Raw genomic sequence first — 25,421 nt, 5'->3', positions numbered from 1 at the left:
GCTCGCTGGCTTAGAAGGTGAAATCAGGCGCCCACAGCGCGCAAGGAAGTGGGCTTTATCAGGCTGGTGTTGACGCGCGCAAGCTGGCGAATCTCCGCAAGTCCCAGCAGATAGCAGACAACCGACTCGCCCCCGCGGTTTTCGTTGGCGCGATCGGGGTGCAATCCATCGCGGCAACTCCCGGTGTGCGGATCGACCAGCGCCACTGACAGATCATTGCTGCCGAGAAACCAGGCGAAGGCGCGAGTCGCCATGGCTTTCCACTCTGCATCGCCGTCCGCGCGCCACGCCGTAAGGCAGGCAGCGATCGTCGCCGTTGCTTCCACCGGCTGCTGATCGAAGGCACGGGGATGTTGCCGCTGTTCGCCGAAGCCAGCGGTGCCGACCGGCCGGAAATGACCTGCCGTTGTGGTTTGTTGCGTCATTAGCCAGCGCAGAGACCTCGATCCGGCATCGAGGTAGCGCGGCGTCTGCGTCGCCATGCCGGTCAGCATCAATGCCTGCGGCAATCGCGCGTTGTCGTAAGCCAGCCCTTCCTCGAACCACACCCAGTCCGGCGTCTCGACCGACGCCAGACAGGACATCAACCTGTCGGCAAGAGAATGCCGGACTTCCTTGGCGTGGAGATCGTCCGGAACTGCAGCGCAATAGGCGTCCAAACCCAGCAGCATGAACGCCCACGCTCGGGGTGAGCGAAAGCTCTCAGCGGTCGACAATGCCTGGGCGAACAGATCAGTAGCCCACCTGCGCCGCGACGGGCTTGCGTCTCTGCGCGCGGACTCACCCAAGGCCCATAGAGTTCGCCCGTGACTGTCTTCGGAGCCCCTGTCTTCAAGCCAGGTTCGATTGAAGCCCATGAAGTTGCGAAATTGCCGGGTCTCGGGGTTCCATGCATGCTGCACGAAGGCTGCAAAGCGAGCCGTCAAGACTTCCGATAGGGGCTGTTCGCCCGGATTATTGAGGGCGCAGGCCAGCAGCAATGCTCGGGCATTGTCGTCGACGCAATAGCCGTGCGAACGATCGGGCACCGAATGCACCGCGTGCTGGAACAGGCCGATATCGTCGCACATCGACAGGAAATGGCCGATTTGCATGTCAGGCGGCGCGGGGCCACGTGGCTCCGGCGAGCCCGTGTCAGCGCGCGCAAAGACCTTAAGCCGGTGACCCTGCCGCGCATTCTCGAACACGGACATGTAATGCTCGGCCGTGCGTTCCCACGTCATCATTCGGCTCGCAGCATAGGCGCGCCGAGACATCGCCTGCCGGCGAGCGTCGTCGGTGAGCAATTTTGCGATTTCGCTGCCGATCGCCCCTGCATCGCCGAAAGGGACCAGAACCCCGCATCCGTCAGCAAGCAGCTCGCGTGCGTGCCAGTAAGGCGTCGAGACGACCGGCTTCCCCAGTCCAAAGCTGTACGCCAGGGTTCCCGACGTCATCTGGGCCTCGTTGAGATACGGCGTGACATAGACGTCGCACATTGAGATGAATTCGAGCAGCGTGGCCAGATCGACGAACCGGTCGAGGAACACCACGTTGTTGTCGATTCCAAGTTTACGCACCCGCGCCATCAGGCCCTCGCGATAGGCCTCGCCCTGGTTTCGAACCAGATTGGGGTGCGTTGCGCCGAGCACGACGTACACCGCATCCGCGCAGCGTTTCAGAATTGACGGCATGGCGTCGATCATGACTTCGATGCCCTTGTTGGATGATAGCAGGCCGAATGTCAGAATGACCGACTTTCCCTCAAATCCGAGCCTGGCCTTCGCCGCATCGGACCCGACAAATGCGACATCGGGAATGCCGTGGGCGATCACCTCGATGTTGTCATCCGGCACCAGATAGACGTCACGCAACAGCTCGCGGCCCTTGTTGGCCATCACCACGACTTTCGACGACGCATCGATGATGCGCTCCATGACCGCGCGTTGCTTGGCCGTCGGATTGGCCAGCACGGTATGGAACGTCGTCACCACCGGCATGGTGAGGCGCGACAACAGCACGAGGATATGGGCACCGGCTTCGCCACCGAAAATCCCGAACTCGTGCTGGAGGCACACGGTGTCGAACTGGCCGGCATTCAGGAAATCTGCGGCGCGCGTGTATTCTTCGATATTGCCGTCGTTGATCTGAAAAGCGACCGCCGGAGGATAATCATAGGCTTGACCGCGATCGGTCATCGCCACGATGCAGGTCTCCAAATCCGGGCGTGAAATCGATATCGCCTTCTGCAGGTCGGTCGTAAAGGTTGCAATTCCGCATCGGCGAGGCAGCGAGTTGCCGATAACGGCGATACGGCGGAGCGGCGTCATGTCTGTGCCTCGATAATCTTGCTTGATTTCGGAGAATGCGCGGCGGCGGACGTGCCGGCAGAATTGATCGTTCGTCCTGCGCAATCCTGCAGCAGGGACGCAATGGGATCCGGTCCCGGATAGGCGATCAGGCCGCTCATCCCGTCCGGACCAACCTCGATGCCGGAGCTATCGGCCTCAACAAAGATCACGTCGCCGACGGTCGTATTCGTCAGCCCGATGCGCCCGTTCCCCTCAATTACAAGGATCCAGGTTTCTCGATCGGTGTCGAGTGCCCAATGCGAATTCGCCTGAAGATCGATCCGCTCGAGTACGAAATGTGGGCTCGCGACGAGAACGCTCCGAGTGTCGGTGAGACGTCGTGGACCCGATTGAGTTTGGGGCGGCCCGGCATCGGAAGCGGCCACGGCGCTATCTTCGTGCAGCTCGCGGTGCCGGCCAAAATCGAACAGGCGGAATGTCGTGTCGCTGCGCTGCTGGATCTCGGCGAGCACTATGCCGGCGCCGATGGCGTGGATTGTGCCGCCAGGGACGAAGATGATGTCGCCTTTCGCAACAGGACGCCATTGCGCGAGAGCGGCAATCGAGCCGTCCCTGATCGCTGCGCGCAATAGTTGCGTCGTGAGATGTCGCTTTAGTCCCAGCGCAACCCGCGCGCCCGGGGCTGCCGAAAGGATGTACCACGCCTCGGATTTCCCGTTCGGCAAACCGATTGAGTGCGCGAATTCATCATCTGGATGAACCTGGATCGACAAAGGTTCGCTGGTAAACAAGAGCTTGAGCAGCAAGGCGGAGCTTGGTGCATCTTTGTCGACGCGCTGAAACCACAATTCCCCGACCGGGTCGCCAGAAACATCAATGCTGCTCCATGGACTGAGATCGGCCATCCCCCACGGTTTGCGCGCAACCTGCACGGAGGCATGTTCAATGGCCATCAATGTCCTTACCCGTGACGCGCATGTCGACGCGACATGCCGTTGGTCGATACTGTCGGTACGATCTGGCGTGGCTAAAGTGTCGCGCTCGCGACAGGCGCTGTTACAGCGATCCGATTACATCATCTATCAGATGGCTACTCAGGCGTCGGATAGCAACCTTTGCGCGTTCATAAAGTCTGTCGCGCCTCATTTGCAGAAAATACGCGGAATGATTGAGCGATGAACGAGCTTCCAGGCATCGCTTGCGACATCAGAGGCTTGCGTCGATTTCGATATGTTCGTTGCCGGATGTGGCCTCCTCTTGTTGACAATCGTTGTCTGGCTCAAGTCAGCCTAGGGAATGTCGGCGGCAAAGGCTCTCGCACGAGCTCACTTAGATCCAGGGTCTCGCCGCTTTTCTCGATGTCCGAGACCAGAACCTCGACGAAGGGATGCTGGCGGTTCACCGGGCGCCTCACAATTCTACTCGCGTCGCCGACCAACTTCGATGTCAATCAGGACAGATATGGAAGCACAAGCGTCGCTGCGAAATACAAGCTGCTATTGCATGGCCATAGCGGCGCATGGCGCTACGCTCTATTCGGCCGCCCTCCGTATCGGCCGCTAACTCCCGCGAGTCGTTCGTCTCGACTCTCAGCAACCGCGACAGATATTTCTTAGCTTCGCTGCGGTTCGGGCGTCTTCCGCAATGAACGGGTCTTTGTATGCAGCCCGCGATGCGTCGTTTTCGACTGCGGCGGGCTTCTTCGCTTTCGGAGGAAACGCAGCATCATAACAGGCGAGACGTCCGCCCGTGCTCTCGATCGCGCGGCAGTCCGGCTCTCCGGCGAGAGCGCCTTGCGCGAATGTGCCGAGCGCCAACGCGACAAGAAGCGTCTTCATGCAGTTGCCTTTCCGGGCAGCGTTCACGGCGGAGTATCCGATAGGGACGACGTTAACAGGATCTCGTTCTTTCCGTCCGAGAGCGAAGATGGGCTGGAGTATGGGCTGCCAAACAGCCAACTTGAGGAAGCGCTGATAAATAAGGACTTTTCGGCCAGAATGGCGGAGAGGGAGGGATTCGAACCCCCGATAGGCTTGCACCTATGCCGCATTTCGAGTGCGGTGCATTCAACCACTCTGCCACCTCTCCTAAGGGGCCAACAAGGGTGCGAAGCACCTGTGGTCGGGCCGTGTTCTAGGCGAGGATGGCGGGTCAGACAAGGGTGCGAGCACGAAGAACCACTGCCAGCCCCGGACAACAGCTCATCGAGCTCCGCCTGCGGCGCCGTTCCCGATGGCCCGCGCAGGCACCGCGGGGTGGGACCGCCAGACGCGGTATAAAAGCTGGCGGTCCCGTGCCGCATCATTAAAATTCTGGCCGGGAAGGGCGGCTTCGCCGGTCAGGTGAGGCGACCAGCCGACGGTAGCAAGTCGTTCGCAATGGGCAACGCAAACCCAATCTTAACCTAACCAGTCAAGGTTACTCCTCCTTGGGTTGCCTGACCTTCCTCTCCTTCTTGCCGTTCTTGCCGTTCTTCTCGTCCTTTTCGGCTTCCCTGCGCCGGTTGGTAAATCGCGCATTGCCGAGTCCGGTGCCGATGGTCAGCACGCCCCAGCGCAGAACGTCCTGCATGAACGGCACCTCGGAAAGCCCCTGCACCACGCCGTCATTATGCATGACGATCGCCGTGTCATGTCCGCCGATCTGCGGTATGCCCTCGGCGAGACTCGCGGGCAGGTTGAACCTGCGGCTCTCCCAATTGCCCGGCAGGTTTTGCGCCCCTTTTTCGATGGAGCCGTCCTCGTTGATCACCCCCGGGCAGGCGATTCCGATAAAAGGCGCGAGCTTGAGTCCCTCGGCATTGGCCTGATCGATCAGGCCTTTAAGCATTTTGACAAGCCGTTTTACCGCGGCTTCGCGCGTCGGCTCGTCATCGGCATGGCGCCACAACTCCGATTTCCACACTGCGGCCTTGGAGAGGTCGTCGGCCTTATCGAAGCGCGTTTCGACGACGCCGCAACGAATGTTCGTGCCGCCGATATCGACCGCGAGAATGCTGTCGTGGGCCTCGAAGATCCATGACGGCGCCAGATGCAGGGCCCCGATCAGCCCGGCTTCGTCCGGATGGAAACGGATCGGCAGCACGTCGATGGCGAAGCCCTCGGACTTCAGGATGATTTCGGCCCGCGCGATGGCGAGTTCTCCCAGCCGGCTGTCGCGAAAGCCCCCGCCGACGACGATCCGCTCAGTCTTCGCCCAGGCCTTGGTCTTGAGAAAGCGCCGCGTGACATAGGCGAGTTCCTGCGCAAACTCCTCGATCGCGCTGTGCACGACGGCGGAGGCCTCCGTGTCGTCGCTGATCAGGATGGCATCGAGGATCTTCTTGCTGATGTTCTCCGAGGGCTCGTCGCCGAAGGGGTCCTCACCGGTCTTGCGCAGGGGTTTGCGCCACCGTTCGAGGATCTCCCGGAACGCGCCCTTGCTGGCGCGGTCGCCCAGGAAGCCGTCCTCGTCCTTCAACTCTATGTTGAAACTGTCGATGTCGACCGACGGCAGGCGGCTCGCGCCGTGATGCGCGATACCGGTCGAAAGTGCCAGTTCTTCCGCCATGGGTACCCTTGCCCCCTTGGATGCGGGGGGACAACGGCGCCGGGACATCGTTGGTTGCAGCATGAGGACGATATTCCGACAGCGAGCCGGGCGGGCGAAGATCGGCCAAATCCTTCGAATTTTGGGCATTTTCAACCCGGTTTTCCTTGACTCGGGCTGTTTCGCCGCTATAAGTCCCCGATCCGGCGCGGGAGCTCTCGCGCCGCTTGTTTTTGCGCGGGCCGTTGGATGGAACCCGTCCCGCCCCGCGCAGAAATCGCAACCCATAGCGACTGACAAAAAGCCGACCCGGGGGTCAACCCGAGGCCGGGATCGAACACGAAGGAATAGAACGATGTTCGCAGTCATCAAAACCGGCGGCCGGCAGTACCGCGTCGTTCCGGATGATGTACTTGAGATAGGCAAGATCGCCGGCGATGTCGGCACGATCGTGCAGCTGAGTGAAGTCCTGGTGGTCGGCGGTGACACGCCGGTGCTGGGTACCCCGACGATCAAGGGTGCGTCGGTTGCGGCAGAGGTGCTGCAGCACAAGCGCGGCCCCAAGGTCATCGCGTTCAAGAAGCGCCGCCGCAAGAATTCGCGCCGTAAGCGCGGCTATCGCGACGAGCTCACCGTGCTGCGCGTCACCGAGATCCTGACGGATGACGCAAAGCCTTCGGTCGGACCTCGTCCGAAGAAGGAAAAGGTGGCGAAGGACGCGACCGCGGAGAAGTGATCACGCCAATTCACGAATTGATGCGTGAGAAGAATTGAAATGATTCCTTCAAGGAATTGATCTAGAGATACGAAGAGTTTCGGAGACGGGCCATGGCTCACAAAAAAGCAGGCGGTTCATCGCGTAACGGCCGTGATTCCAAGGGCAAGCGCCTTGGCGTCAAGGTGTTTGGCGGCGAGCGTGTGATTCCCGGCAACATCATCGCGCGTCAGCGCGGCACGACCTGGCACCCCGGCCTTAATGTCGGCATGGGGACCGACCACACCTTGTTTGCGAAGGTCGAAGGTCATGTCGAGTTCCATGCCAAAGCCAACGGCCGCACGTTCGTATCGGTTCGTCCGATGACGGAGGCTGCGGCCGAGTAGACGGTGGATCATCGGAGTCCGCCGGGTCCTGACCAACCGGCGGAGTCCAGAATAGGGCTCCAAGGGGAGGCGGGAAACCGGCCTCCCCTTTTCATTTGACCAAGTTGTTGACGGAGCCCGACATGTTGCAGGACCTTTCGACCCCGACCTGGCGCGAGGCGAGATCCAACATCCTCGAGACCGAGCGCTTGATGCTGCGCCGGCCGACGCTGGCCGACGTCAAGGTCATCGCGCGTCTTGCCAACGACCGTCGCATTGCCGAGAACACCCGTCGCCTGCCGCATCCCTATTCGCAGGATCATGCGGTGGATTTCGTCCGCGCGACCGCCCACTGCCGCGAAACCGTGTTCCTGATTGAGCACGACAACGCGCCGATCGGCTTAGTCGGCCTAGACACTACCGATCCGGAAGCGCCGGAACTCGGCTATTGGCTGGGGGTCGAGTTCTGGGGTCGCGGTTTCGGCACCGAAGCCGCGCGTGCGGCGATCGACTTCTTCTTCGAGGAATTCGACAACGACCATCTCCACGCGGGCGCGCGCGTGACCAATCCGGCCTCGCGCAACATCCTGGAGAAGTGCGGCTTCCAGTGGAGCGGCGTCGAACTGCATCGCTTCGAGGCGCTGGGCTCGTCCACGCCGGTCGACCGCTTCCGCCTCTCGCGTGGCGTCTGGTCCTCGCTCAAGAGCTGGGGCAATTCGACGCGGCGAGCGCGCTAATCCTCTCAACAACATCGTCCCCGCAACGGCGGGGACGATGAACTCACACCGGCGGACTGACCTGCGTGTCCTCGCGGCCGAGGTCGCGCTCGCGCAGGAAGATGTAGAGCCCTGCACCGATGATGATCGCAGCGCCGATGATGGTGGCGGCCGACGGCACGTCTGCGAAGACGATGAAACCGAAGATCACCGCCCAGACGATCATCGAATATTGATAAGGCACCACGACGCTGGCCGGCGCCAGCTTCAACGACCGATTGACGCAGAACAGCGCGGCCACCGACGTCAAGCCCGCCATCGCAAACAGCGCGAGGCTGCCCGCGGTAGGGGTGACCCAGTGAAATGCGGACAGGGCGGCGCCGAGCAGGAACGTGCCGGCGAATTGCGTCGATGCCATCACGATATCCGGCGTCGCGCGCAAATGGCGCGTGATCAGCATCAGAAGCGCAAAGGACAGGCTGCCGCCGAGCGCGATCAGGGCTGGCCAGCTCACCGTCTGCGTCGACGGACGCAACGCGATCAGGACGCCGCAGAAGCCGACCAGGATCGCCGTCCAGCGCCGCCAGCCGACATGTTCGCCCAGCATGATGGCCGACAGCGCGGTCACGAAAATGGGACCGGCGAGATAGTAGGTGATGACGTCCGCGAGCGGCAGGTAGACGGTGGCGAGAAAGAAAGCTGCGACTTCCACGGTCGACAGCGCCACGCGCAGGAGCTGAAGCCAGGGGCGCTCGAGGTGAAAGAATTCGGCGCGCTGCTGCCAGATGATCGGCGACAGCACGGCCAGCGCCGCGCAGGCGCGCAGGAACAGAAGCTGGCCCACCGAATAGGTCGCGACGATGAACTTTCCCATCGCGTCGCCAAACGAGAACATGAAGATCGACAGCAGCATCAGCGCGATGCCGGCGAGCCGCGCGGAGCGTTCATCGTAGCTGGAGACTCTTGCGAAGAGAGACATTGATCGATCTGCTCGAAGACCCCGTCATGGCGAGCGAAGCGACGCATCCAGAATCCCGACGCGGCGAGAATTCTGGATTGCTTCGTCGCTCGCGCTCCTCGCTATGACGGAAGGAGGGCGAAAATCCAGTCCAGACTGTTGTGTCCGAAGCTGTTTTAGCGACGCAGCCGCACGGGACAAGCCTGTATCTACCGATTTGAACGGATTGTCGCGGCACGAACGGCGCGATATCGATAGCTCATCGCTCCCCGGAAAAGCCACCTTCATGACCGAGTTCGATCCCGCGCAGCACCGCATGATCCCAGAGCAGCGCTGGTTCGAGGATTTTGCCCTCGGCGAGCGCTTCGTCCTGCCGGGCCGCACCATGACCTCGGCCGTGTTCGCCGCGTTCCAGACCGCGAGCGGCGACACCCATCCGGTGCACTACGACCTCGAATATTGCCGCGCCCGCGGCATGCCGAACCTGCTCGCGCACGGCTTCCAGACGCTGATCCACACCGCGCCCGGCGCGGGGCTGTTTCCCTTCCTGGTTGAGGAATCGCTGGTCGGGTTCCTGGAGCAATCGAGCCGCTTTCTGAAGCCGGTCTTTGCCGACGACACGATCTATCCCGCGCTCGAAATCACCGAGCTCGTGCCCGGCCGTTCGACCGGGGTCGTGACGATGCGCAGCACGGTTTTCAACCAGCGCAAGGAGCTGGTGCTGGAGGGGATGCAGAAATTCCTGATCCGCCGCAGGCCGGCGTGAAGGCACAGGAAAAGAAGCCGATTGCAGGAACTCTTGTCCGGCCCTGCCCGTCCGGGTAGGTTCCCATCAACACAATCTTGGCGGGAATATTGTCATGCCGATGATCGGTTTTGAAGCTCGCATTACGTCATGGCCTTCCGGCAGTCGGCCGATGACGTGGCGCGACCTGCTGCTTTTCGTCGGATACCTGCCGTTCCTGGTCTCTGCCATACCGGCCCAGGCGGATCCGTCCGGGACCGCGTCGCATGGGCTGGCCGTCGTCATTAACGAGACCCCGTCCAATGCAATGGGTGAGCGGCATCCGGGCTCGGTGTCGTGGCGCATCGATCGCGCCAGGACCGCAGGGCGGCCGGATGAGCTCGTCATTCACGCGGACATCGAGATTCCGGACATGAAGATGACCGCGATGTTGGATATCCGGCGCAATACCGACAAATCCCTGCCGGCCAGCCACGTTATGGAAATGAAGTTCACGCTGCCGCTCGATGTAGCAGGCGGCAAAGTGATTAGCGCGCCCGGCGTCATGATGAAATTCACGGAGCGAGCGCGCGGTACTCCGCTCAGCGCTCTTACTGTCAAGGTTACCGAGGGCTTCTTTCTAGCTGGCCTATCGAACGTCGACGTGGATCGCGCGCGCAATCTCCAACTCCTGAAAGAGCGAGCGTGGTTCGACATTCCCATAGTCTACGCCAATCAGCACCGTGGTATAGTGGCGGTCGAGAAGGGATTTCATGGCGAGGACGTATTCAACGAAGCAATGACCGCATGGGAGCAATCGAAGTGAGGGGGGACGGTAGTGGCCCAGGCGGCCCGAAACGCCACGCCGGATTCACAAAAGGCCGAAAATTAAAGCTTTTCGCTAATGTTGCCGGCATTGCGGGTTGCCGCACCGACCGCCCTGCCCTACCTATGGCCCATGAAGTTCCTTGACGAAGCAAAGGTCTATGTCCGCTCAGGCGACGGCGGCAACGGCTGCGTGGCGTTCCGCCGCGAGAAGTTCATCGAGTTCGGCGGACCGTCCGGCGGCAATGGCGGCCGCGGCGGCGACGTCGTGATCGAGGCCGTCGACGGGCTGAACACGCTGATCGACTATCGCTACCAGCAACACTTCAAGGCCCAGAAGGGCGGAAACGGCATGGGCAAGGACTGCCATGGCGCCAATGGCAAGTCGATCGTGCTGAAAGTGCCGGTCGGCACGCAGGTGTTCGACGAGGACAGGGAAACGCTGATCCACGACTTCACCAAGCTCGGCGAGAAGTTCGTGCTGAGCGAAGGCGGCAATGGCGGCTTCGGCAATGCGCATTTCAAGTCCTCCACCAACCGGGCGCCGCGCAACGCCAATCCCGGGCAGCCCGGCGAGGAGCGCTGGATCTGGTTGCGGCTCAAGCTGATCGCCGATGCCGGCCTGGTCGGCCTGCCCAATGCCGGCAAGTCGACCTTCCTTAGCAAGGTCAGCGCGGCGAAGCCGAAAATAGCTGATTACCCGTTCACTACCCTGCATCCGCAGCTCGGAGTCGTGAACGCCGATGGGCGCGAATTCGTCCTTGCGGACATTCCCGGGCTGATCGAGGGCGCCCATGAAGGTGCGGGCCTTGGTGACCGGTTCCTGGGTCATGTCGAGCGCTGCCGCGTACTGCTGCATCTCGTGGACGCCACGTCCGAGCACGCCGGCAAGGCCTACAGGACCATACGCAAGGAGCTCGAGGCCTATGGCGGACAATTGGCCGAGAAGATCGAGATCGTCGCGCTGAACAAGATCGACGCCGTGGATGCGGAAGAGATCAAGAAGCAGAAGGACCGCCTGAGGCGCGCCGCGAAGAAGACGCCGCTGTTGATTTCGGGCGCGACCGGTCAGGGCGTCAAGGAAGCTCTGCGCGCGCTGGCGGACGTGATCGGTGAGGCACCGGTAAGCGCCAAAGCCAAGAGCGCGGCCGAGATCGAGCCCTGGACCGCCTAGCCGACGCCGCGCCGACTCGTCTCGCGAAGCCGGCACGATGCCGCAGCATGCCGGCCTTCGCAGCCGACCTGCCTTGCGTCGGCCCTCGTCCTGCTGCAAAAGAGCATCGGCGCTTGCGGCTTTCAGCCTGCACCGCCGCTTCCCGTCATAAAGCCAGCGCGCCATGGTCCGCCCCGAACTCACCCAATTCCGCCGCATCGTCGTCAAGGTTGGCTCGGCGCTGCTGGTCGATTCCAATGCCGGGGAGGTGCGCTCGTCCTGGCTCGCGGCACTCGCCGACGACCTTGCCAAGCTGCACCATGAGGGGCGCGAGGTCCTGATCGTATCTTCGGGATCGATTGCGCTCGGGCGCAGCCGCCTGAAGCTGCCGCGCGGGCAGCTGAAGCTCGAAGAGAGCCAGGCCGCCGCCGCGGTCGGCCAGATCGCGCTGGCGCGCATCTGGTCGGAGGTGCTGGGCGACCACGGCATCCGCGCGGGGCAGATTCTCGTCACGCTGCAGGATACCGAGGAGCGCCGCCGTTATCTCAACGCGCGCTCGACGATTGCAAAGCTGCTGGACTGGCGCGCGGTCCCCGTGATCAACGAGAACGACACGGTCGCTACCAACGAGATCCGCTACGGCGACAACGATCGCCTCGCCGCACGCGTCGCCACCATGGCAAGCGCCGATTTGCTGATCCTGCTCTCGGACATCGACGGCCTTTACGACGCACCGCCCAAGAACAATCCGGGCGCGAAGCTCATCCCGGTCGTCGAAAGCATCACGTCCGAAGTCGAGGGCATGGCGGGGGATGCGGAATCCGAGCTGTCGCGCGGGGGCATGCGGACCAAGGTCGAGGCGGCCAAGATCGCGACCACCGGCGGCACGCATATGCTGATCGCATCCGGTACGATCGAGCATCCGCTGCAGGCGATCGCGAACGGTGGCCGCTGCACCTGGTTCCTGACGCCGGCCAATCCGGTCACCGCGCGAAAACGCTGGATCGCGGGCTCGCTGGAGCCGAAGGGCACCCTGACCATCGACGCCGGAGCGGTTGCGGCGCTGCGCGCGGGCGCGAGCCTGCTGCCCGCCGGCGTGATCCGGGTCGACGGCCAGTTCGCCCGCGGCGATGCCGTGATCGTGCGCGGCCCTGACACCCGCGAGGTCGGTCGCGGCCTTGTGGCCTACGACGCCGAGGACGCCGACAGGATCAAGGGCCGCTCCTCGCCGGACGTGATGATAATCCTTGGCATCAGCGGGCGGTCGGAGATGATCCACCGCGACGACCTCGTGGTAGGCGGGTCGCGGCACGGCGATCCGGCTTGAACCTCACCAATCCGGGCCTAGCATGGCGGCGGCCGCGATCGGCATCGGTACGTCAGCGTCTCTGATTGCTTCCGCTGTAGATCATATTAGATACTATTCGCAGCCAAATAAGAGGTCGGCAGGGCCAGGTATTACGGCGCAGTTAAACAATCCCCTCGGGGAAGCTGCAACGGCGAGCGCGCCCAATGAACCGTACGAAGTCATTTGCCACTCCGATCGTAGGCGCCATCGCCCCGGCTGACGCCGAGCGAGCGGTCGCCGTCCTCACCCTCGCCTTCGTTGCCGATCCGGTAACCCGCTGGACGTATCCCGACCCAGCGCAGTACCTCACCCAGTTCCCGATCCTCGTGCGCGCGTTCGGGGGCGGTGCTTTCACGGAGGGGACCGCGCGTCATGTCGAGGACTATGCGGGGGCGGCGCTTTGGCTCCCGCCGGGCAAAGAGCTTGACCACGCGGCGATCGAGGCAAGCTTGCCGCCAGGTCGAGAGGGCGAGTTTGCCGCCGTCTTCGAAGGGATGGCTTCCTACCATCCGCAGGAGCCGCACTGGTACCTGCCCCTGATCGGCGTCGATCCGGCCCGTCATCGCAACGGCTACGGCGCAGCTCTCCTGCAGGACACTCTTCGCCGGTGCGATCAGGATCACGTTGCGGCCTATCTCGAATCCACCAATCCGGCCAATATCCCCCTATATCAAGGGCATGGCTTCCAGCTCCGGGGGACCATCCAGGTGGGATCGGCACCGCCGCTCTTTCCGATGCTGCGCCCCGCTCGCTGAATGATCCGGTCCGCGGGCCCGTCGGCGCCATGCCTCCGGCACCTCGCCAAACCTTCGATTTCCGTGCTAGGACATGACCTTATCGGAGGTTCAAACCGCCATGGCCGCGCCCCTCAAAGCCCTCGACGGCAACGCCGACCTGCAGGCCCTGATAACAGATCTCGCCGTTCGGGCGAAAACGGCGGCGCGGGTGCTCTCGCTTGCGCCGGCGGAACAGAAGAACCGCGCGCTGGAGGCCATGGAGTGCGCGATCCGCGCCAGCGCCTCGGCAATCCTCGCCGCCAATGCCGAGGACGTTGCGGAGGTGCGCGCCGGCGGCGCCACCAGCGCGTTCATCGATCGCCTGACGCTGACCAAGGCCCGCGTCGACGCGATGGCCGACGGCATCGCCATCGTGCGCAACATTCCGGACCCGGTCGGCGTCGTCACCGAGAGCTGGCAGCGGCCGAACGGCATGACCATCGAGCGCGTGCGCGTGCCGCTTGGGGTGGTCGCGGTGATCTTCGAGAGCCGGCCCAATGTCACGGCCGATGCCGGCGTGCTGTGCCTGAAATCGGGCAACTCAGTGATCCTGCGCGGCGGGTCGGACAGTTTCCGCTCCTGCCGCGCAATTCATGATTGTCTCGTGCAGGGCCTGCGCGAAGCCGGACTGCCGGAAGCCTCGATCACGCTGGTGCCGACGCGCGACCGCGCCGCGGTCGGGTTGCTGCTCTCCGGCCTCAACGGCTCGATCGACGTGATCGTGCCGCGCGGCGGCAAGAGCCTGGTTGCGCGCGTCGAGGCCGAAGCGCGAGTCCCGGTGTTTGCGCATCTGGAGGGCGTCAATCACGTCTATGTCGATCACTCCGCCGATCTCGGCATGGCTAAATCGATCGTGCTGAACGCCAAGATGCGGCGCCCCGGCGTCTGCGGCGCGGCGGAGACGCTGCTGGTCGATCGCGCCGGCGCAGAAAAGAGCCTGAAGCCGCTGGTTCAGATGCTCATCGATTCCGGCTGCGAAGTGCGGGGCGACGAGGCCGTGCAGCGCGCGGACAGTCGCGTGAAGCCGGCCACCGACGAGGACTGGGACACCGAATATCTCGACGCCATCATCGCCGCCAGGATCGTCGATGGCGTCGACGGCGCGATCGCGCATATTCACCGTCACGGCTCGCATCATACCGACGCGATCGTCAGCGAGGACGCGGCGGCTGCGCGCAAGTTCCTCAACGAGGTCGATTCGGCCATCGTGCTGCACAACGCATCGACGCAATTTGCCGACGGCGGCGAATTCGGCTTCGGCGCCGAGATCGGCATTGCCACGGGCAAGTTTCACGCCCGCGGCCCGGTCGGCGCCGAGCAGTTGACGACATTCAAGTACCGGGTCCACGGCACCGGCCAGACGCGGCCTTGAGATGACGCGGGGCGCGCCTTGAACGAAGCGTCAGCCGTGCCGATCTCGGCGGCACAAGCCCTTCCGCCTTATACGGACGGCATGCGCATCGGCCTGCTCGGCGGCTCCTTCAATCCGCCGCATCGCGCCCATCGCGCCATCAGCCTGTACGCGCTCAAGCGCTTGAACCTCGATCGGATCTGGTGGCTGGTCACCCCGGGCAACCCGCTCAAGGAACACGGCCGGCTTCGTGATCTGCAGCATCGCTTGGAAGCTGCGCGCGCTGTTGCCAACGATCCGCGCATCGACGTGAGCTGTCTCGAATCCGTCATCCGGACGCGCTACACTATCGATACGATCAACTACTTGCGCCGCCGCGCAAGAGGACTGCGCTTCGTCTGGATCATGGGCGCCGACAATCTCGGGCAATTCCACCGCTGGCAGGACTGGCAGCGCATCGCCGCCCAGGTGCCGATCGCGGTGATCGACCGTCCTCCGCAGAGTTTCCGGGCATTGGCGTCACCCGCCGCCCAGGCGCTTTCGCGCTACCGCCTGCCCGAGGGTGAAGCCGGAAGCCTCGCAGACCGGCCGCCGCCGGCCTGGATTTTCCTCACCGGACTGAAGCTCTCGCTCTCGTCCACCGGCCTGCGGAACCCCGATGGCACCTGGAAGGCGACTTAATGAGGAAGGCACGGAACACTGGAATATTGAAACCTTTAACCCCACATGGCTAGTATAGCCCGTGAGCGCCGAAGATTCGGTGCTCGCGATACAGCGAAAGGAATGGTCCCTGGCCACACCTGTATTGTCCAAGTCTGTTTTACCGAACACGCGTAAAACATCGACCAAAGCCGCCTTGAAGGCGCAGCCTGACGCCGACAAGACGCTGAACATGATCCTCTCCCGCCTCGACGACATGAAGGCGGAAGAGACGGTCACCATCGACCTCCGCGGCAAATCGGCATTTTCCGACTACATGATCATCACCTCGGGCCGGGCCAACCGGCACGTCGGCGCGATCGCGGAAAACGTCACGAAGTCGCTGAAGGAAACCGGCATCAAGAACATCCACGTCGAGGGCTCGCCCAATTGCGACTGGGTGCTGATCGATTCCGGGGATGTGATCCTGCACGTCTTCAGACCCGAGGTCCGCGAATTCTACAATCTCGAGAGATTGTGGGCTCAGGGCCCTGGAGCGGCGAAGGTCGTCTAGAGGCGCGGCCGATTCCGAATCGGCGGGCGCGCATGGTACGTTGCGCGGATGCGCATCGTCGTCATTGCGGTCGGCCGTCTGAAGCAGGGTCCGGAGCGGGAGCTTGCCGAACGCTATCGCGGGCGGTTTGACGATATCGGCCGCAAACTCGGCTTTCGCGAGCTCACAATTTCCGAAATCTCCGAAAGCCGCGCGCGCGATCCTGCCGCGCGGATGGCCGAAGAGGCGGCGACAATTTCGGCCGCAATACCCGACAGATCCGTCGTGGTTGCACTGGATGAGCGCGGCAAGAGCCTCGACAGTTCCGTATTTGCCCGGAAGCTCGCGACCTGGCGCGACGAGTCGGTGGGGAGCACAATTTTTCTGATCGGCGGGGCGGACGGACTTTCGCCCGAATTGCGCGCTAGGGCACAGCTTGCAATCGCATTCGGCTCCGCGACCTGGCCGCACCAGATGGTTCGCGTCATGCTTCTGGAACAGCTTTACCGTGCCGCGACCATCCTGGCGGGGCATCCCTATCACCGCGCCTGACAGCGCAAACGAGCACCGCTTTCGACAGATGCAACCGGCGCGGATCCTTTCCTCAAGCCCCGACAGGCCCGGCCCCCGTCTGTCTGCGGTCCCGCTTTCATTCGTGCTGCTGGCCGGATTTGCTGGCGCCGACCTCGTCGCGGCGCAGACGCCATTGCCCGCACCGCAGGCCGTGGCCGTCTCGCCAGAGGCGCTTAAGCAACGCGAGCAGGAACTCGAAGCCACCCGCGCCCAACAGAAGAGCGCCGCCGAATCGCAGACCAAGCTCAAGGCGGACATTGCCGCTCTCGGCCAGGACCGCAGCAAGCTCAACCAGCAATTGATCGACGTCGCGGCTCAGGTGCGCGGCATCGAAAGCAAGGTCAGCGACACGGAAGCGCGACTCCGCACGCTCGACGGACGCGAGCAGCGGATGCGCGACTCGCTCAATTCGCGCCGCTCGGAGATCGTCGAAGTGCTGGCGGCCCTGCAGCGCGCCGGACGGCGGAGCCCGCCTGCCCTGCTGGTGCGCCCCGAGGATGCGCTCCAGTCGCTGCGAACGGCGATGCTGCTTGGCGCGGTCGTGCCCGAACTGCGGGCGCGGGCCGAAAGTCTCGCCACCGACCTCGGCGAACTGGTGAACCTGCGCAAGCATATCGCCGGCGAGCGCGATCAGCTCGCTGCCGACCGTGACAAGATCAGGGGTGACCAGACAAGACTTGCGGCCCTGGTCGCCGAACGCCAGCGCCAGCAGGCTGCCGTCGAGAAGGATCTGGAGGCCGAAAGCGCCCGCGCCATTGCGCTGTCCAAGCAGGTCGGCGATTTGCAGAGCCTGATTGCCAAGATGGAACAGGACCTCAAGAGTGCCGCCAAGGCCGCCGCAACCGCCAGCCAGCAAGGCGCCCCGAACACAGTTAACGGCAAGCCCAATCTTGCCGCCTTCAAGGATCGCTCGAGGGTCAGCCCGGCTATTGCCTTCGCCTCCGCCAGGGGGCTACTGCCCCTGCCCGTTAACGGTACCAAAATCCGGGACTTTGGCGGTTCTGACGGGGTGGGCGGCGTACAAAAGGGCATTTCCTTGGCGACGAGGCCCAGCGCCCAGGTCACAACGCCGTGTGATGGCTGGGTGGTTTATGCCGGCCCCTTCCGCAGCTACGGACAACTCTTGATCCTCAATGCGGGGGGCGGGTATCATGTCTTGATCGCCGGGATGGAGCGTATTTCGGTCAACATCGGACAGTTTGTGCTTACGGGAGAGCCGGTCGCCACCATGGGGTCGACATCCCAGGTAGCTTCCATTCTCGCAACCAATGCGAGTCAACCCGTGCTCTACGTCGAGTTCCGTAAGGACGGCACTCCAATCGATCCAGGCCCATGGTGGGCGGCAAGTGAAGGCGAGAAGGTTCGCGGATGATGCGCAAGACTTCAGTAATTCTTCTCAGCGCGGCCACTGGTGCGGCATTGACGCTGTTCGTGACCCAGCCCCGTGCGGTGCTGATGGGATCGAGCGCCCGCGCCGCGACCGCGGACACGTATCGCCAGCTCAACCTGTTCGGCGACGTGTTCGAGCGTGTGCGCAGCGACTATGTCGAGAAACCCGAAGACACCAAGCTCATCGAGTCAGCGATCAGCGGTATGCTCACCGGCCTTGATCCACATTCGAGCTACATGGACGCGAAGAGCTTCCGCGACATGCAGGTGCAGACCCGCGGTGAATTCGGCGGGCTTGGCATCGAAGTCACGATGGAGGACGGCCTGATCAAGGTGGTCTCGCCGATCGACGACACGCCCGCTTCGCGCGCCGGCATCATGGCCAACGACATCATCACCAATCTCGACGACGAGGCGGTGCAGGGACTTACCCTGAACCAGGCCGTTGAGAAGATGCGCGGTCCCGTCAACACCAAGATCAAGCTGAAGATCATCCGCAAGGGCGCGGACAATCCGATCGAGGTGACGCTGGTGCGCGACAATATCCGCGTGCGCTCGGTCCGCGCCCGCGTCGAAACGGACGACATAGCCTATATCCGCGTCACCACCTTCAACGAGCAGACCACCGAAGGCCTGAAGAGGGAGATCACCAATCTGACGAACCAGATCGGCGACAAGCTCAAGGGCTACATCATCGACCTGCGCAACAACCCCGGCGGACTGCTCGAAGAGGCGGTCACCGTATCCGACGCCTTCCTGGAGCGCGGCGAGATCGTGTCCACCCGCGGCCGCAACGCCGAGGAGACCCAGCGACGCTCGGCCCATGGGGGCGACCTGACCAAGGGCAAGCCGATCATCGTCCTGATCAACGGCGGCTCCGCGTCGGCTTCCGAAATCGTCGCCGGCGCGCTGCAGGATCACAAGCGCGCCACGCTGGTCGGGACCCGCTCGTTCGGCAAGGGTTCGGTGCAGACGATCATCCCGCTCGGCAGCGGCAACGGCGCGCTGCGGCTCACCACTGCGCGCTACTACACGCCGTCGGGCAAATCGATCCAGGCCAAGGGCATCGTGCCGGACATCGAAGTGCTGCAGGACGTGCCGGATGAGCTGAAGTCGCGTACCGACACCAAGGGCGAGGCTTCGCTGCGCGGCCATCTGAAATCCGACGGCGACGAGAAAACGGGTTCGCAGTCCTACGTCCCGCCGGATCCGAAGGACGACAAGGCGCTGAAGATGGCCGGCGACCTGCTCCACGGCATCAAGAACAGCGCCTCGGTTTCCCCGACCCCGGGCAGCGACAAAGCCGGCAGCGACAAGCCCGCCAAGGCGGCAAACTAGGCCGTTGCGGCAGGAAGATTTCCCGAAAGGGCGGCCACCGGGCCGCCCTTTTTCGTCGGCCGCCGCTCCGAGCCCGCCAATCCCGGCCTGCCCCGGCGCGACCCGCCCGTGGTATCGTCCGTTGGGTTGATTCGGGACTGCGCATGTCAGACACGGCAGACGATCTGAGCGCCCCGCTCGGACAGGGCAGATTACGCCGCAGGCGACTTCTGCGCTCGCCGTTTAGCGGGATGCAGGTGCTTGCGTTGCTGCTCGGCCTGTTCCTCGCCACCTTCGCCGGGTTTGCGATCTTTAACGACAATCCGCTTGGCGGCGAGCCGATTGCAAGGATCACGGTGCGCCTGGACACGGTGACCGAGCAGAAGCCGTCCGCTCCCGACGAGCCCCAGGCCAAGGACGTTCGCAAGCAGGAGGCCCCCAAAGAGGCCGCGGCCGGCGAGCAGAAGACCATCACCATCATCGACGGCTCCAGCGGCGCGCGCCAAAGCGTGGTCATCGGCGGGGGCGACAAGGACGTCTCCGGCGCTCGCTCCGTGATGTCGGGGCTCGACCAGCGACTGCTCGAGAAGTCGCGCTACGGCATGATCCCGGTGACGGCAGACGGCCTCAAACCGTTCAACGTCTACGCCGCCGAGGCCGACCGCGCCAAGGCCGCGCGAATGCCCGTGGTCGCCATTCTCATCGGCGGGCTCGGTGTCGGCGCCGCGAAGACGACCGATGCGATCATGAAGCTGCCGCCGGCCGTGACCCTGGCATTCACCCCCTACGGCTCCGATCCCGGCAAATTGGCCGAGCGGGCGCGGGCGCAACGCCACGAGATCTTCCTGCAGATCCCGATGGAGCCCTACGATTTCCCGGACAACGATCCCGGCCCGCAGACCCTGCTCACCACGCTTTCCGGCGACCAGAACGTGGACCGGCTGTACTGGCATCTGAGTCGGCTGCAGGGTTATGCCGGGATCACGAATTTCATGGGGGCGCGCTTCATTGCCACCGATGCGGCGATGCAGCCGATCGTTCGTGAGGCGGCCAAGCGCGGGCTCGGCTTCTTCGACGATGGCGCCACGCCCCGCAGCGTCGCGCCGCAACTTGCGGTCGCCCAGGCGATGCCGTTCGGCAAGGGCGATATCAACATCGATGCCGTGCCAACCGCCGCCGAGATCGACCGCGCGCTGGCCAGGCTGGAATCAATCGCAAAAGAGCGCGGGGTCGCCATCGGCACCGCCTCGGCCCTGCCGATCTCGATCGATCGGATCGCCGCCTGGACCAAGTCCCTGGAAAGCCGGGGCACCATGCTGGTCCCATTGACAACCGCGATGCTGAAATCAAAATCCGGCTAGATCAACGGACTGGTACGGAAGCGGCCTGCGAGGGCCCGCCGGCCTGAGAAGACGCAAGAGGTTTTGCCGAATGGCGCGCTACGAAGACCTGCCCTACCGGACTTGCGTTGGCATGATGTTGATCAACAAGGAGGGCATGGTCTTCATTGGACGCCGCGCCGGCGGCGTCGAGCATGTCGACGACACCCACGTGTGGCAGATGCCTCAGGGTGGTGTCGATCCGGGCGAGGATACTTGGGAAGCCGCAAAGCGCGAGCTTTATGAAGAGACCAGTGTTCGCTCGGTCACGAAGCTCGGCGAGATCGGAGACTGGCTGACCTACGATATTCCGCGCACCGTCGCCGGACGAGCCTGGAAGGGCCGCTATCGCGGTCAGCGCCAGAAGTGGTACGCGATGCGCTTCACGGGCAAGGACAGCGAGATCGATGTCGCTCATCCGGGTGGCGGCAACCACAAGGCGGAGTTCGTGACCTGGCGCTGGGAGCCGATGAAGAACCTCCCCAATCTCATCATTCCGTTCAAGCGGCCGGTCTACGAACGCGTGGTCAAGGAATTCGCCTCGCTCGCCGGCGTCTAGCGTCAGATGCCCGAGGCACGGCCCTATCGCCCCAATGTCGGCATCGCGCTGTTCAATTCGGCAGGCGACGTGCTGATCGGACGTCGCTTCAGGGACGACGGTCCCGAAATCATCCTTCCCGGTCTTGAATGGCAGATGCCCCAAGGCGGGGTCGATGAAGGCGAAAACCTGCGCGAAGCGGCGATGCGCGAGCTGTGGGAGGAGACCGGCGTGCGAACGGCCGCCTATCTCGGCGAGACCGATTGGCTCAGCTATGAATTCCCGCCCTACCATGGCCCGCCGCACCGACTGGCGAAATTCCGCGGCCAGCGTCAGAAATGGTTCGCACTGCGCTTTACCGGGCGCGATGACGAGATCGATCCTTTGACCCCGCGCAATGGTCAGCCGGCGGAATTCGATGATTGGCGCTGGGAACGCCTCGACCGCGTCGCCGACCTCGTGGTGCCCTTCCGCTGCGAGGTATACCGGACCGTGGCGCGGAGCTTTGCGCACTTCGGACGATAAGCGTGCACCATCGTCGCGATCTTTATTGGACCCTACCGCGGCAGAATGCCGCTTCGCCAAAACAGGTGCCATAACGTTTCAGCGCCCGCCACGGAGTGACGAGCGCTGAATTCATTGCAGTTTGGTCCAGCAGTGGCGGGTTAGTGCATCGCCGTAGCGCTGAGCTGGGTCTGGATGCTCTTGTAGTGATCGAGCCTCTCGATCGCGTGGTCGAACTCGGAGCCTTCCTTCTCGGAAAGCTTGGCTTCCATCTCGGCGATCGTCTCGGCGAACTGCGCCCGATCAAGATCGTCCAGCGAGTGCGCGACATCGGTGAGCACGGTCAGGCCCTTGTCGGAGACCTCGGCAAGACCGCCCAGCACGATGATTCTCTCATGCTTGCCGGCGGTCCTGACCGTGAGGATGCCGGGCCGAAGTGCCGCAATGACCGGCGCATGCCCCGCCAGCACGCCGAAATCGCCCTCAAGCCCGGGGATATCGACCTGATCGACTTCGCCGGAGTAAGCGAGCTTTTCCGGCGAGACGAGATCGAAGTGGAAGGTGGCCATGGTCTTTCCGTTCTTTGCGCCGCCAGCTTACGCCGCTTCAGCAGCGAGCTTCTTGCCCTTCTCGACCGCCTCTTCGATGGTGCCTACCATGTAGAAGGCCGCTTCCGGCAGGTGATCGTACTTGCCCTCGCACAGACCACGGAAGCCCTTGATGGTGTCGGCGAGCTCGACGAACTTGCCGGGCGAACCGGTGAAGACCTCGGCGACGTGGAAGGGTTGCGACAGGAATCGCTCGATCTTGCGGGCGCGCGCCACCGTCAGCTTGTCCTCTTCCGACAGCTCGTCCATGCCCAGAATGGCGATGATGTCCTGCAGGGCCTTGTAGCGCTGCAGAACTTGCTGGACCAGACGCGCGGTGTTGTAGTGCTCCTCACCGACAACGAGCGGCGACAACATGCGCGAGGTCGAGTCGAGCGGGTCGACCGCCGGATAGATGCCCTTTTCCGCAATCGAGCGCGACAGCACGGTGGTGGCGTCCAGGTGGGCGAACGAGGTCGCCGGCGCCGGGTCGGTCAAGTCGTCGGCCGGCACGTAGATCGCCTGCACCGAGGTGATCGAGCCCTTGGTGGTGGTGGTGATGCGCTCCTGCAGCGCGCCCATGTCGGTGGCGAGCGTCGGCTGATAGCCGACGGCCGAAGGAATACGACCGAGCAGCGCCGACACTTCCGAGCCGGCCTGGGTGAAGCGGAAGATGTTGTCGACGAAGAACAGCACGTCCTGGCCCTGGTCCCGGAAGTACTCGGCAACGGTGAGGCCGGAGAGGCCGACGCGGGCACGCGCGCCCGGCGGCTCGTTCATCTGGCCGTAGACCAGCGCGCATTTCGAGCCTTGGCCGCCGCCCTTCTTGTTGACGCCCGACTCGATGAACTCGTGATAGAGGTCGTTGCCTTCGCGGGTGCGCTCGCCGACGCCGGCGAACACCGAGTAACCGCCGTGCGCCTTGGCGACGTTGTTGATCAGCTCCTGGATCAGCACGGTCTTTCCGACACCGGCGCCGCCGAACAGACCGATCTTGCCGCCCTTGGCGTAGGGCGCGAGCAGGTCCACGACCTTGATGCCGGTGACGAGGATTTCCGCCTCGGTGGACTGCTCGGTGTATTCCGGCGCGGGCTGGTGGATCGGGCGCCTGGCCTCTGCCTTGACCGGGCCGGCTTCATCGACGGGGTCGCCGACGACGTTGATGATGCGGCCCAGCATGCCCTCACCGACTGGCACCGCGATCGGCTCGCCGGTATCCGCCACCTCCTGGCCACGGACCAGGCCTTCGGTGGTGTCCATGGCGATCGTGCGCACGGTGGATTCACCGAGATGCTGTGCGACCTCGAGCACGAGGCGGTTGCCGCCGTTCTTGGTCTCCAGCGAATTGAGAATGGCCGGCAGAGGGCCTTCGAACTGGACGTCGACGACCGCGCCGATGACCTGGGTGATGCGACCGATCTGGTTGGCTGCTGTAGCCATTTACTCTGTCTCCTTCGATCCGAATTCTCGACCACGGTCTGCTTGACCGGGATATTGCATAACCTGTGACCTGTGCCTTCCGCGTTCCTCAGACGGCCTCGGCGCCCGAGATGATCTCGATCAGCTCCTTCGTGATCATCGCCTGGCGCGTGCGGTTGTAGATCAGCGTCTGCTTGCGGATCATCTCGCCGGCGTTGCGGGTGGCGTTGTCCATCGCCGTCATCTGCGCGCCGTAGAACGAAGCGTTATTCTCCAGCAGAGCGCGGAAGATCTGGACCGCGAGATTACGCGGCAAGAGGCGGGTGAGGATTTCGTCCTCCTCCGGCTCGTACTCGTAAGACGTCGCCGCGGCGGCGCCGGTGGCGGGCTCTTCGACGACCAGCGGGATGATCTGCTGCGCGGTCGGGATCTGCGCGATCACCGACCTGAAGCGCGAGAAGAACAGCGTGCAGACATCGAACTCGCCGGCGTCGAACCGTGCCAGCACCTTCTTGGCGATGTCTTCGGCATTGGTGAAGCCCAGCTGGCGCACCGCGCGCAGATCCATGTGTTCCACGATCTGGTCGTCGAAAAGGCGGCGCAGCTGTTCGTAGCCCTTGCGGCCGACGCAGAAGAATTTCACTTCCTTGCCCTGGTTCATCAGGGACAGCGCGCGATCACGCGCAAGGCGCACGATCGCGGAGTTGAACGCGCCGGAGAGACCGCGCTCGCCTGTGCAGACCAGCAGCAGGTGTACCTGGTCACTGCCGGTGCCGGCGAGAAGCGCCGGAGCGCCGGGCGAACCCGCAGCGGCACTGGCGATGTTGTCGATCACGGCGGCCATCTTGTCCGCATAGGGCCGCGCCGCTTCGGCGGCAGACTGGGCGCGGCGCAATTTCGAGGCCGCCACCATCTGCATGGCCTTGGTGATCTTCTGCGTCGCCTTGGTGGAGGCGATGCGGACCCGCATATCTTTCAGTGACGCCATTCTTCGTTCACCCCGACGGTCCGGTCCCCTGGCCTGACCGCTAGCCTATCCATTCGTCACGCCCGACCCTGCGCCGGGCATTCACGTCTTGTCTGTGCCATGCGAGAAGGCGTGAGCGGCCGGGCAAGCCCGGCCACGCGCATCAAGCAAACGAGTTGGCGTAACCCTCGACCACCGCCTTGAGCTTGGCCGCGGTGTCGTCGGAGAGATCGCGGCTGTCGCGGATGGCATTGAGGATTTCGACGTTCTTGCCGCGCAGCAGCGACAACAGGCCGTCCTCGAAGGCACGCACCTTGTTGACCGGCATCGGATCGAGATAGCCGTTGGTGCCGGCCCAGATCAGGCAGACCTGTTCTTCCATCTTGAGCGGCGAGAACTGCGGCTGCTTCAAGAGCTCGGTCAGGCGCGAACCACGGTTGAGCAGGCGCTGGGTGGCGGCATCGAGGTCGGAGCCGAACTGCGCGAAGGCCGCCATTTCGCGGTACTGCGCGAGCTCGCCCTTGATCTTGCCGGCGACCTTCTTCATCGCCTTGGTCTGCGCCGAGGAACCGACGCGCGACACCGACAGACCGACGTTCACCGCGGGCCGGATACCCTGGAAGAACAGGTCGGTCTCCAGGAAGATCTGGCCGTCGGTGATCGAAATGACGTTGGTCGGAATATAGGCCGACACGTCGTTGGCCTGGGTCTCGATCACAGGCAGCGCGGTCAAGGAGCCGGCGCCGTTGTCGTCGTTCATCTTGGCGGCGCGCTCCAACAGGCGCGAGTGCAGATAGAATACGTCG

At 63.5% G+C, this 25,421-nt stretch carries 24 protein-coding genes, 1 tRNA gene and 2 pseudogenes; 17 read left to right on the top strand and 10 right to left on the bottom strand.

The features are described 5' to 3' along the window. Window positions 1–23 precede the first annotated feature (23 nt). The 5 genes and pseudogenes from HY852_RS27615 to HY852_RS27595 all read right to left on the bottom strand — a co-directional run bounded on the left by HY852_RS27615 (window position 24) and on the right by HY852_RS27595 (window position 5,840). A complete protein-coding gene (locus HY852_RS27615; RefSeq protein ID WP_291608148.1) occupies window positions 24–2,309 on the bottom strand; it encodes a glycosyltransferase family 4 protein in 2,286 nt (761 codons plus the stop codon). Then, window positions 2,306–3,244 carry a class I mannose-6-phosphate isomerase gene (locus HY852_RS27610; protein WP_291608202.1) on the bottom strand — a complete coding sequence of 313 codons (939 nt, stop codon included), beginning with the start codon at window positions 3,242–3,244 and terminating at the stop codon, window positions 2,306–2,308. Before HY852_RS27610 ends, HY852_RS27615 begins: the two co-directional genes overlap by 4 nt. A gap of 326 nt (window positions 3,245–3,570) precedes the next feature. Next, a pseudogene (locus HY852_RS27605) lies at window positions 3,571–3,690 on the bottom strand (signal transduction histidine kinase); the annotation flags it as partial. 599 nt (window positions 3,691–4,289) lie between these two features. After that, window positions 4,290–4,379, bottom strand: a tRNA-Ser gene (locus tag HY852_RS27600). A 330-nt stretch (window positions 4,380–4,709) separates the two neighbouring features. Continuing rightward, complete coding sequence (locus tag HY852_RS27595) at window positions 4,710–5,840, bottom strand: ROK family protein (RefSeq protein ID WP_291608147.1); 1,131 nt, start codon at window positions 5,838–5,840, stop codon at window positions 4,710–4,712. A gap of 334 nt (window positions 5,841–6,174) precedes the next feature. Here HY852_RS27595 and rplU point away from each other — a divergent pair, with 334 nt between their 5' ends. The 3 genes from rplU (at window position 6,175) to HY852_RS27580 (ending at window position 7,636) form a co-directional block, all read left to right on the top strand. After that, complete coding sequence (rplU, locus tag HY852_RS27590) at window positions 6,175–6,555, top strand: 50S ribosomal protein L21 (protein ID WP_291608145.1); 381 nt, start codon at window positions 6,175–6,177, stop codon at window positions 6,553–6,555. Window positions 6,556–6,647: 92 nt separating this feature from the next. Beyond that, window positions 6,648–6,920 (top strand): 50S ribosomal protein L27, encoded by a 273-nt coding sequence (gene rpmA, locus HY852_RS27585; protein ID WP_291608144.1) that lies wholly within the window; start codon window positions 6,648–6,650, stop codon window positions 6,918–6,920. A 122-nt stretch (window positions 6,921–7,042) separates the two neighbouring features. Further along, on the top strand, window positions 7,043–7,636 hold the full coding sequence (locus HY852_RS27580; protein ID WP_291608143.1) for a GNAT family N-acetyltransferase: 594 nt from the start codon (window positions 7,043–7,045) through the stop codon (window positions 7,634–7,636). A gap of 43 nt (window positions 7,637–7,679) precedes the next feature. Here HY852_RS27580 and HY852_RS27575 read toward each other — a convergent pair whose 3' ends face one another. Beyond that, complete coding sequence (locus HY852_RS27575) at window positions 7,680–8,594, bottom strand: DMT family transporter (protein WP_291608142.1); 915 nt, start codon at window positions 8,592–8,594, stop codon at window positions 7,680–7,682. 265 nt (window positions 8,595–8,859) lie between these two features. Between HY852_RS27575 and HY852_RS27570 the strand changes: the two genes are divergently transcribed. The 14 genes from HY852_RS27570 (at window position 8,860) to HY852_RS27505 (ending at window position 21,663) form a co-directional block, all read left to right on the top strand. Continuing rightward, window positions 8,860–9,339 (top strand): MaoC/PaaZ C-terminal domain-containing protein, encoded by a 480-nt coding sequence (locus HY852_RS27570; protein ID WP_291608141.1) that lies wholly within the window; start codon window positions 8,860–8,862, stop codon window positions 9,337–9,339. A 94-nt stretch (window positions 9,340–9,433) separates the two neighbouring features. Continuing rightward, on the top strand, window positions 9,434–10,123 hold the full coding sequence (locus tag HY852_RS27565) for a hypothetical protein (RefSeq protein WP_291608140.1): 690 nt from the start codon (window positions 9,434–9,436) through the stop codon (window positions 10,121–10,123). A 132-nt stretch (window positions 10,124–10,255) separates the two neighbouring features. Continuing rightward, window positions 10,256–11,296, top strand: a complete 1,041-nt coding sequence (obgE, locus tag HY852_RS27560; RefSeq protein ID WP_291608139.1) for a GTPase ObgE — start codon at window positions 10,256–10,258, stop codon at window positions 11,294–11,296. 163 nt (window positions 11,297–11,459) lie between these two features. After that, window positions 11,460–12,602: a glutamate 5-kinase gene (proB, locus tag HY852_RS27555; RefSeq protein WP_291608138.1), complete on the top strand. Its 1,143-nt coding sequence runs from the start codon at window positions 11,460–11,462 to the stop codon at window positions 12,600–12,602. Between the two features lie 185 nt (window positions 12,603–12,787). Further along, window positions 12,788–13,378, top strand: a complete 591-nt coding sequence (locus tag HY852_RS27550) for an N-acetyltransferase (protein WP_291608137.1) — start codon at window positions 12,788–12,790, stop codon at window positions 13,376–13,378. 100 nt (window positions 13,379–13,478) lie between these two features. Next, entirely contained in the window at window positions 13,479–14,771 is a 1,293-nt protein-coding gene (locus HY852_RS27545; RefSeq protein WP_291608136.1) for a glutamate-5-semialdehyde dehydrogenase, read from the top strand. Window positions 14,772–14,807: 36 nt separating this feature from the next. Beyond that, entirely contained in the window at window positions 14,808–15,431 is a 624-nt protein-coding gene (locus HY852_RS27540; RefSeq protein ID WP_291608201.1) for a nicotinate-nucleotide adenylyltransferase, read from the top strand. 175 nt (window positions 15,432–15,606) lie between these two features. Next, window positions 15,607–15,963: a ribosome silencing factor gene (gene rsfS, locus HY852_RS27535; RefSeq protein ID WP_291608134.1), complete on the top strand. Its 357-nt coding sequence runs from the start codon at window positions 15,607–15,609 to the stop codon at window positions 15,961–15,963. Window positions 15,964–16,011: 48 nt separating this feature from the next. After that, window positions 16,012–16,494: a 23S rRNA (pseudouridine(1915)-N(3))-methyltransferase RlmH gene (gene rlmH, locus HY852_RS27530; RefSeq protein WP_291608133.1), complete on the top strand. Its 483-nt coding sequence runs from the start codon at window positions 16,012–16,014 to the stop codon at window positions 16,492–16,494. Between the two features lie 79 nt (window positions 16,495–16,573). Continuing rightward, window positions 16,574–17,887, top strand: a complete 1,314-nt coding sequence (locus tag HY852_RS27525; RefSeq protein WP_291608200.1) for a peptidoglycan DD-metalloendopeptidase family protein — start codon at window positions 16,574–16,576, stop codon at window positions 17,885–17,887. Next, window positions 17,884–19,242 (top strand): S41 family peptidase, encoded by a 1,359-nt coding sequence (locus HY852_RS27520; RefSeq protein WP_291608132.1) that lies wholly within the window; start codon window positions 17,884–17,886, stop codon window positions 19,240–19,242. Before HY852_RS27525 ends, HY852_RS27520 begins: the two co-directional genes overlap by 4 nt. 143 nt (window positions 19,243–19,385) lie before the next feature. Continuing rightward, window positions 19,386–20,582: a divergent polysaccharide deacetylase family protein gene (locus HY852_RS27515; RefSeq protein WP_291608131.1), complete on the top strand. Its 1,197-nt coding sequence runs from the start codon at window positions 19,386–19,388 to the stop codon at window positions 20,580–20,582. 70 nt (window positions 20,583–20,652) lie between these two features. After that, window positions 20,653–21,159, top strand: a complete 507-nt coding sequence (locus HY852_RS27510; protein ID WP_291608129.1) for an RNA pyrophosphohydrolase — start codon at window positions 20,653–20,655, stop codon at window positions 21,157–21,159. A gap of 6 nt (window positions 21,160–21,165) precedes the next feature. Continuing rightward, a complete protein-coding gene (locus tag HY852_RS27505; protein WP_291608128.1) occupies window positions 21,166–21,663 on the top strand; it encodes an RNA pyrophosphohydrolase in 498 nt (165 codons plus the stop codon). A gap of 140 nt (window positions 21,664–21,803) precedes the next feature. On the opposite strand, the gene HY852_RS27500 is transcribed toward HY852_RS27505, so the two are convergent. The 4 genes and pseudogenes from HY852_RS27500 to HY852_RS27485 form a co-directional block, all read right to left on the bottom strand. Further along, window positions 21,804–22,211 carry a F0F1 ATP synthase subunit epsilon gene (locus HY852_RS27500; protein WP_291608127.1) on the bottom strand — a complete coding sequence of 136 codons (408 nt, stop codon included), beginning with the start codon at window positions 22,209–22,211 and terminating at the stop codon, window positions 21,804–21,806. A 27-nt stretch (window positions 22,212–22,238) separates the two neighbouring features. Next, the gene (gene atpD, locus HY852_RS27495; protein WP_291608126.1) at window positions 22,239–23,669 is read right to left on the bottom strand and encodes a F0F1 ATP synthase subunit beta; all 1,431 of its coding nucleotides are present in this window, start codon (window positions 23,667–23,669) and stop codon (window positions 22,239–22,241) included. An 88-nt stretch (window positions 23,670–23,757) separates the two neighbouring features. Beyond that, window positions 23,758–24,636 carry a F0F1 ATP synthase subunit gamma gene (locus HY852_RS27490; RefSeq protein ID WP_291608125.1) on the bottom strand — a complete coding sequence of 293 codons (879 nt, stop codon included), beginning with the start codon at window positions 24,634–24,636 and terminating at the stop codon, window positions 23,758–23,760. A 142-nt stretch (window positions 24,637–24,778) separates the two neighbouring features. Continuing rightward, window positions 24,779–25,421, bottom strand: a pseudogene (locus HY852_RS27485) (F0F1 ATP synthase subunit alpha); the annotation flags it as partial.

This window comes from Bradyrhizobium sp., assembly GCF_016213215.1.
In the GTDB taxonomy this organism is placed as follows: domain Bacteria; phylum Pseudomonadota; class Alphaproteobacteria; order Rhizobiales; family Xanthobacteraceae; genus Bradyrhizobium.
This window is presented reverse-complemented; position numbering and strand designations above follow the sequence as displayed.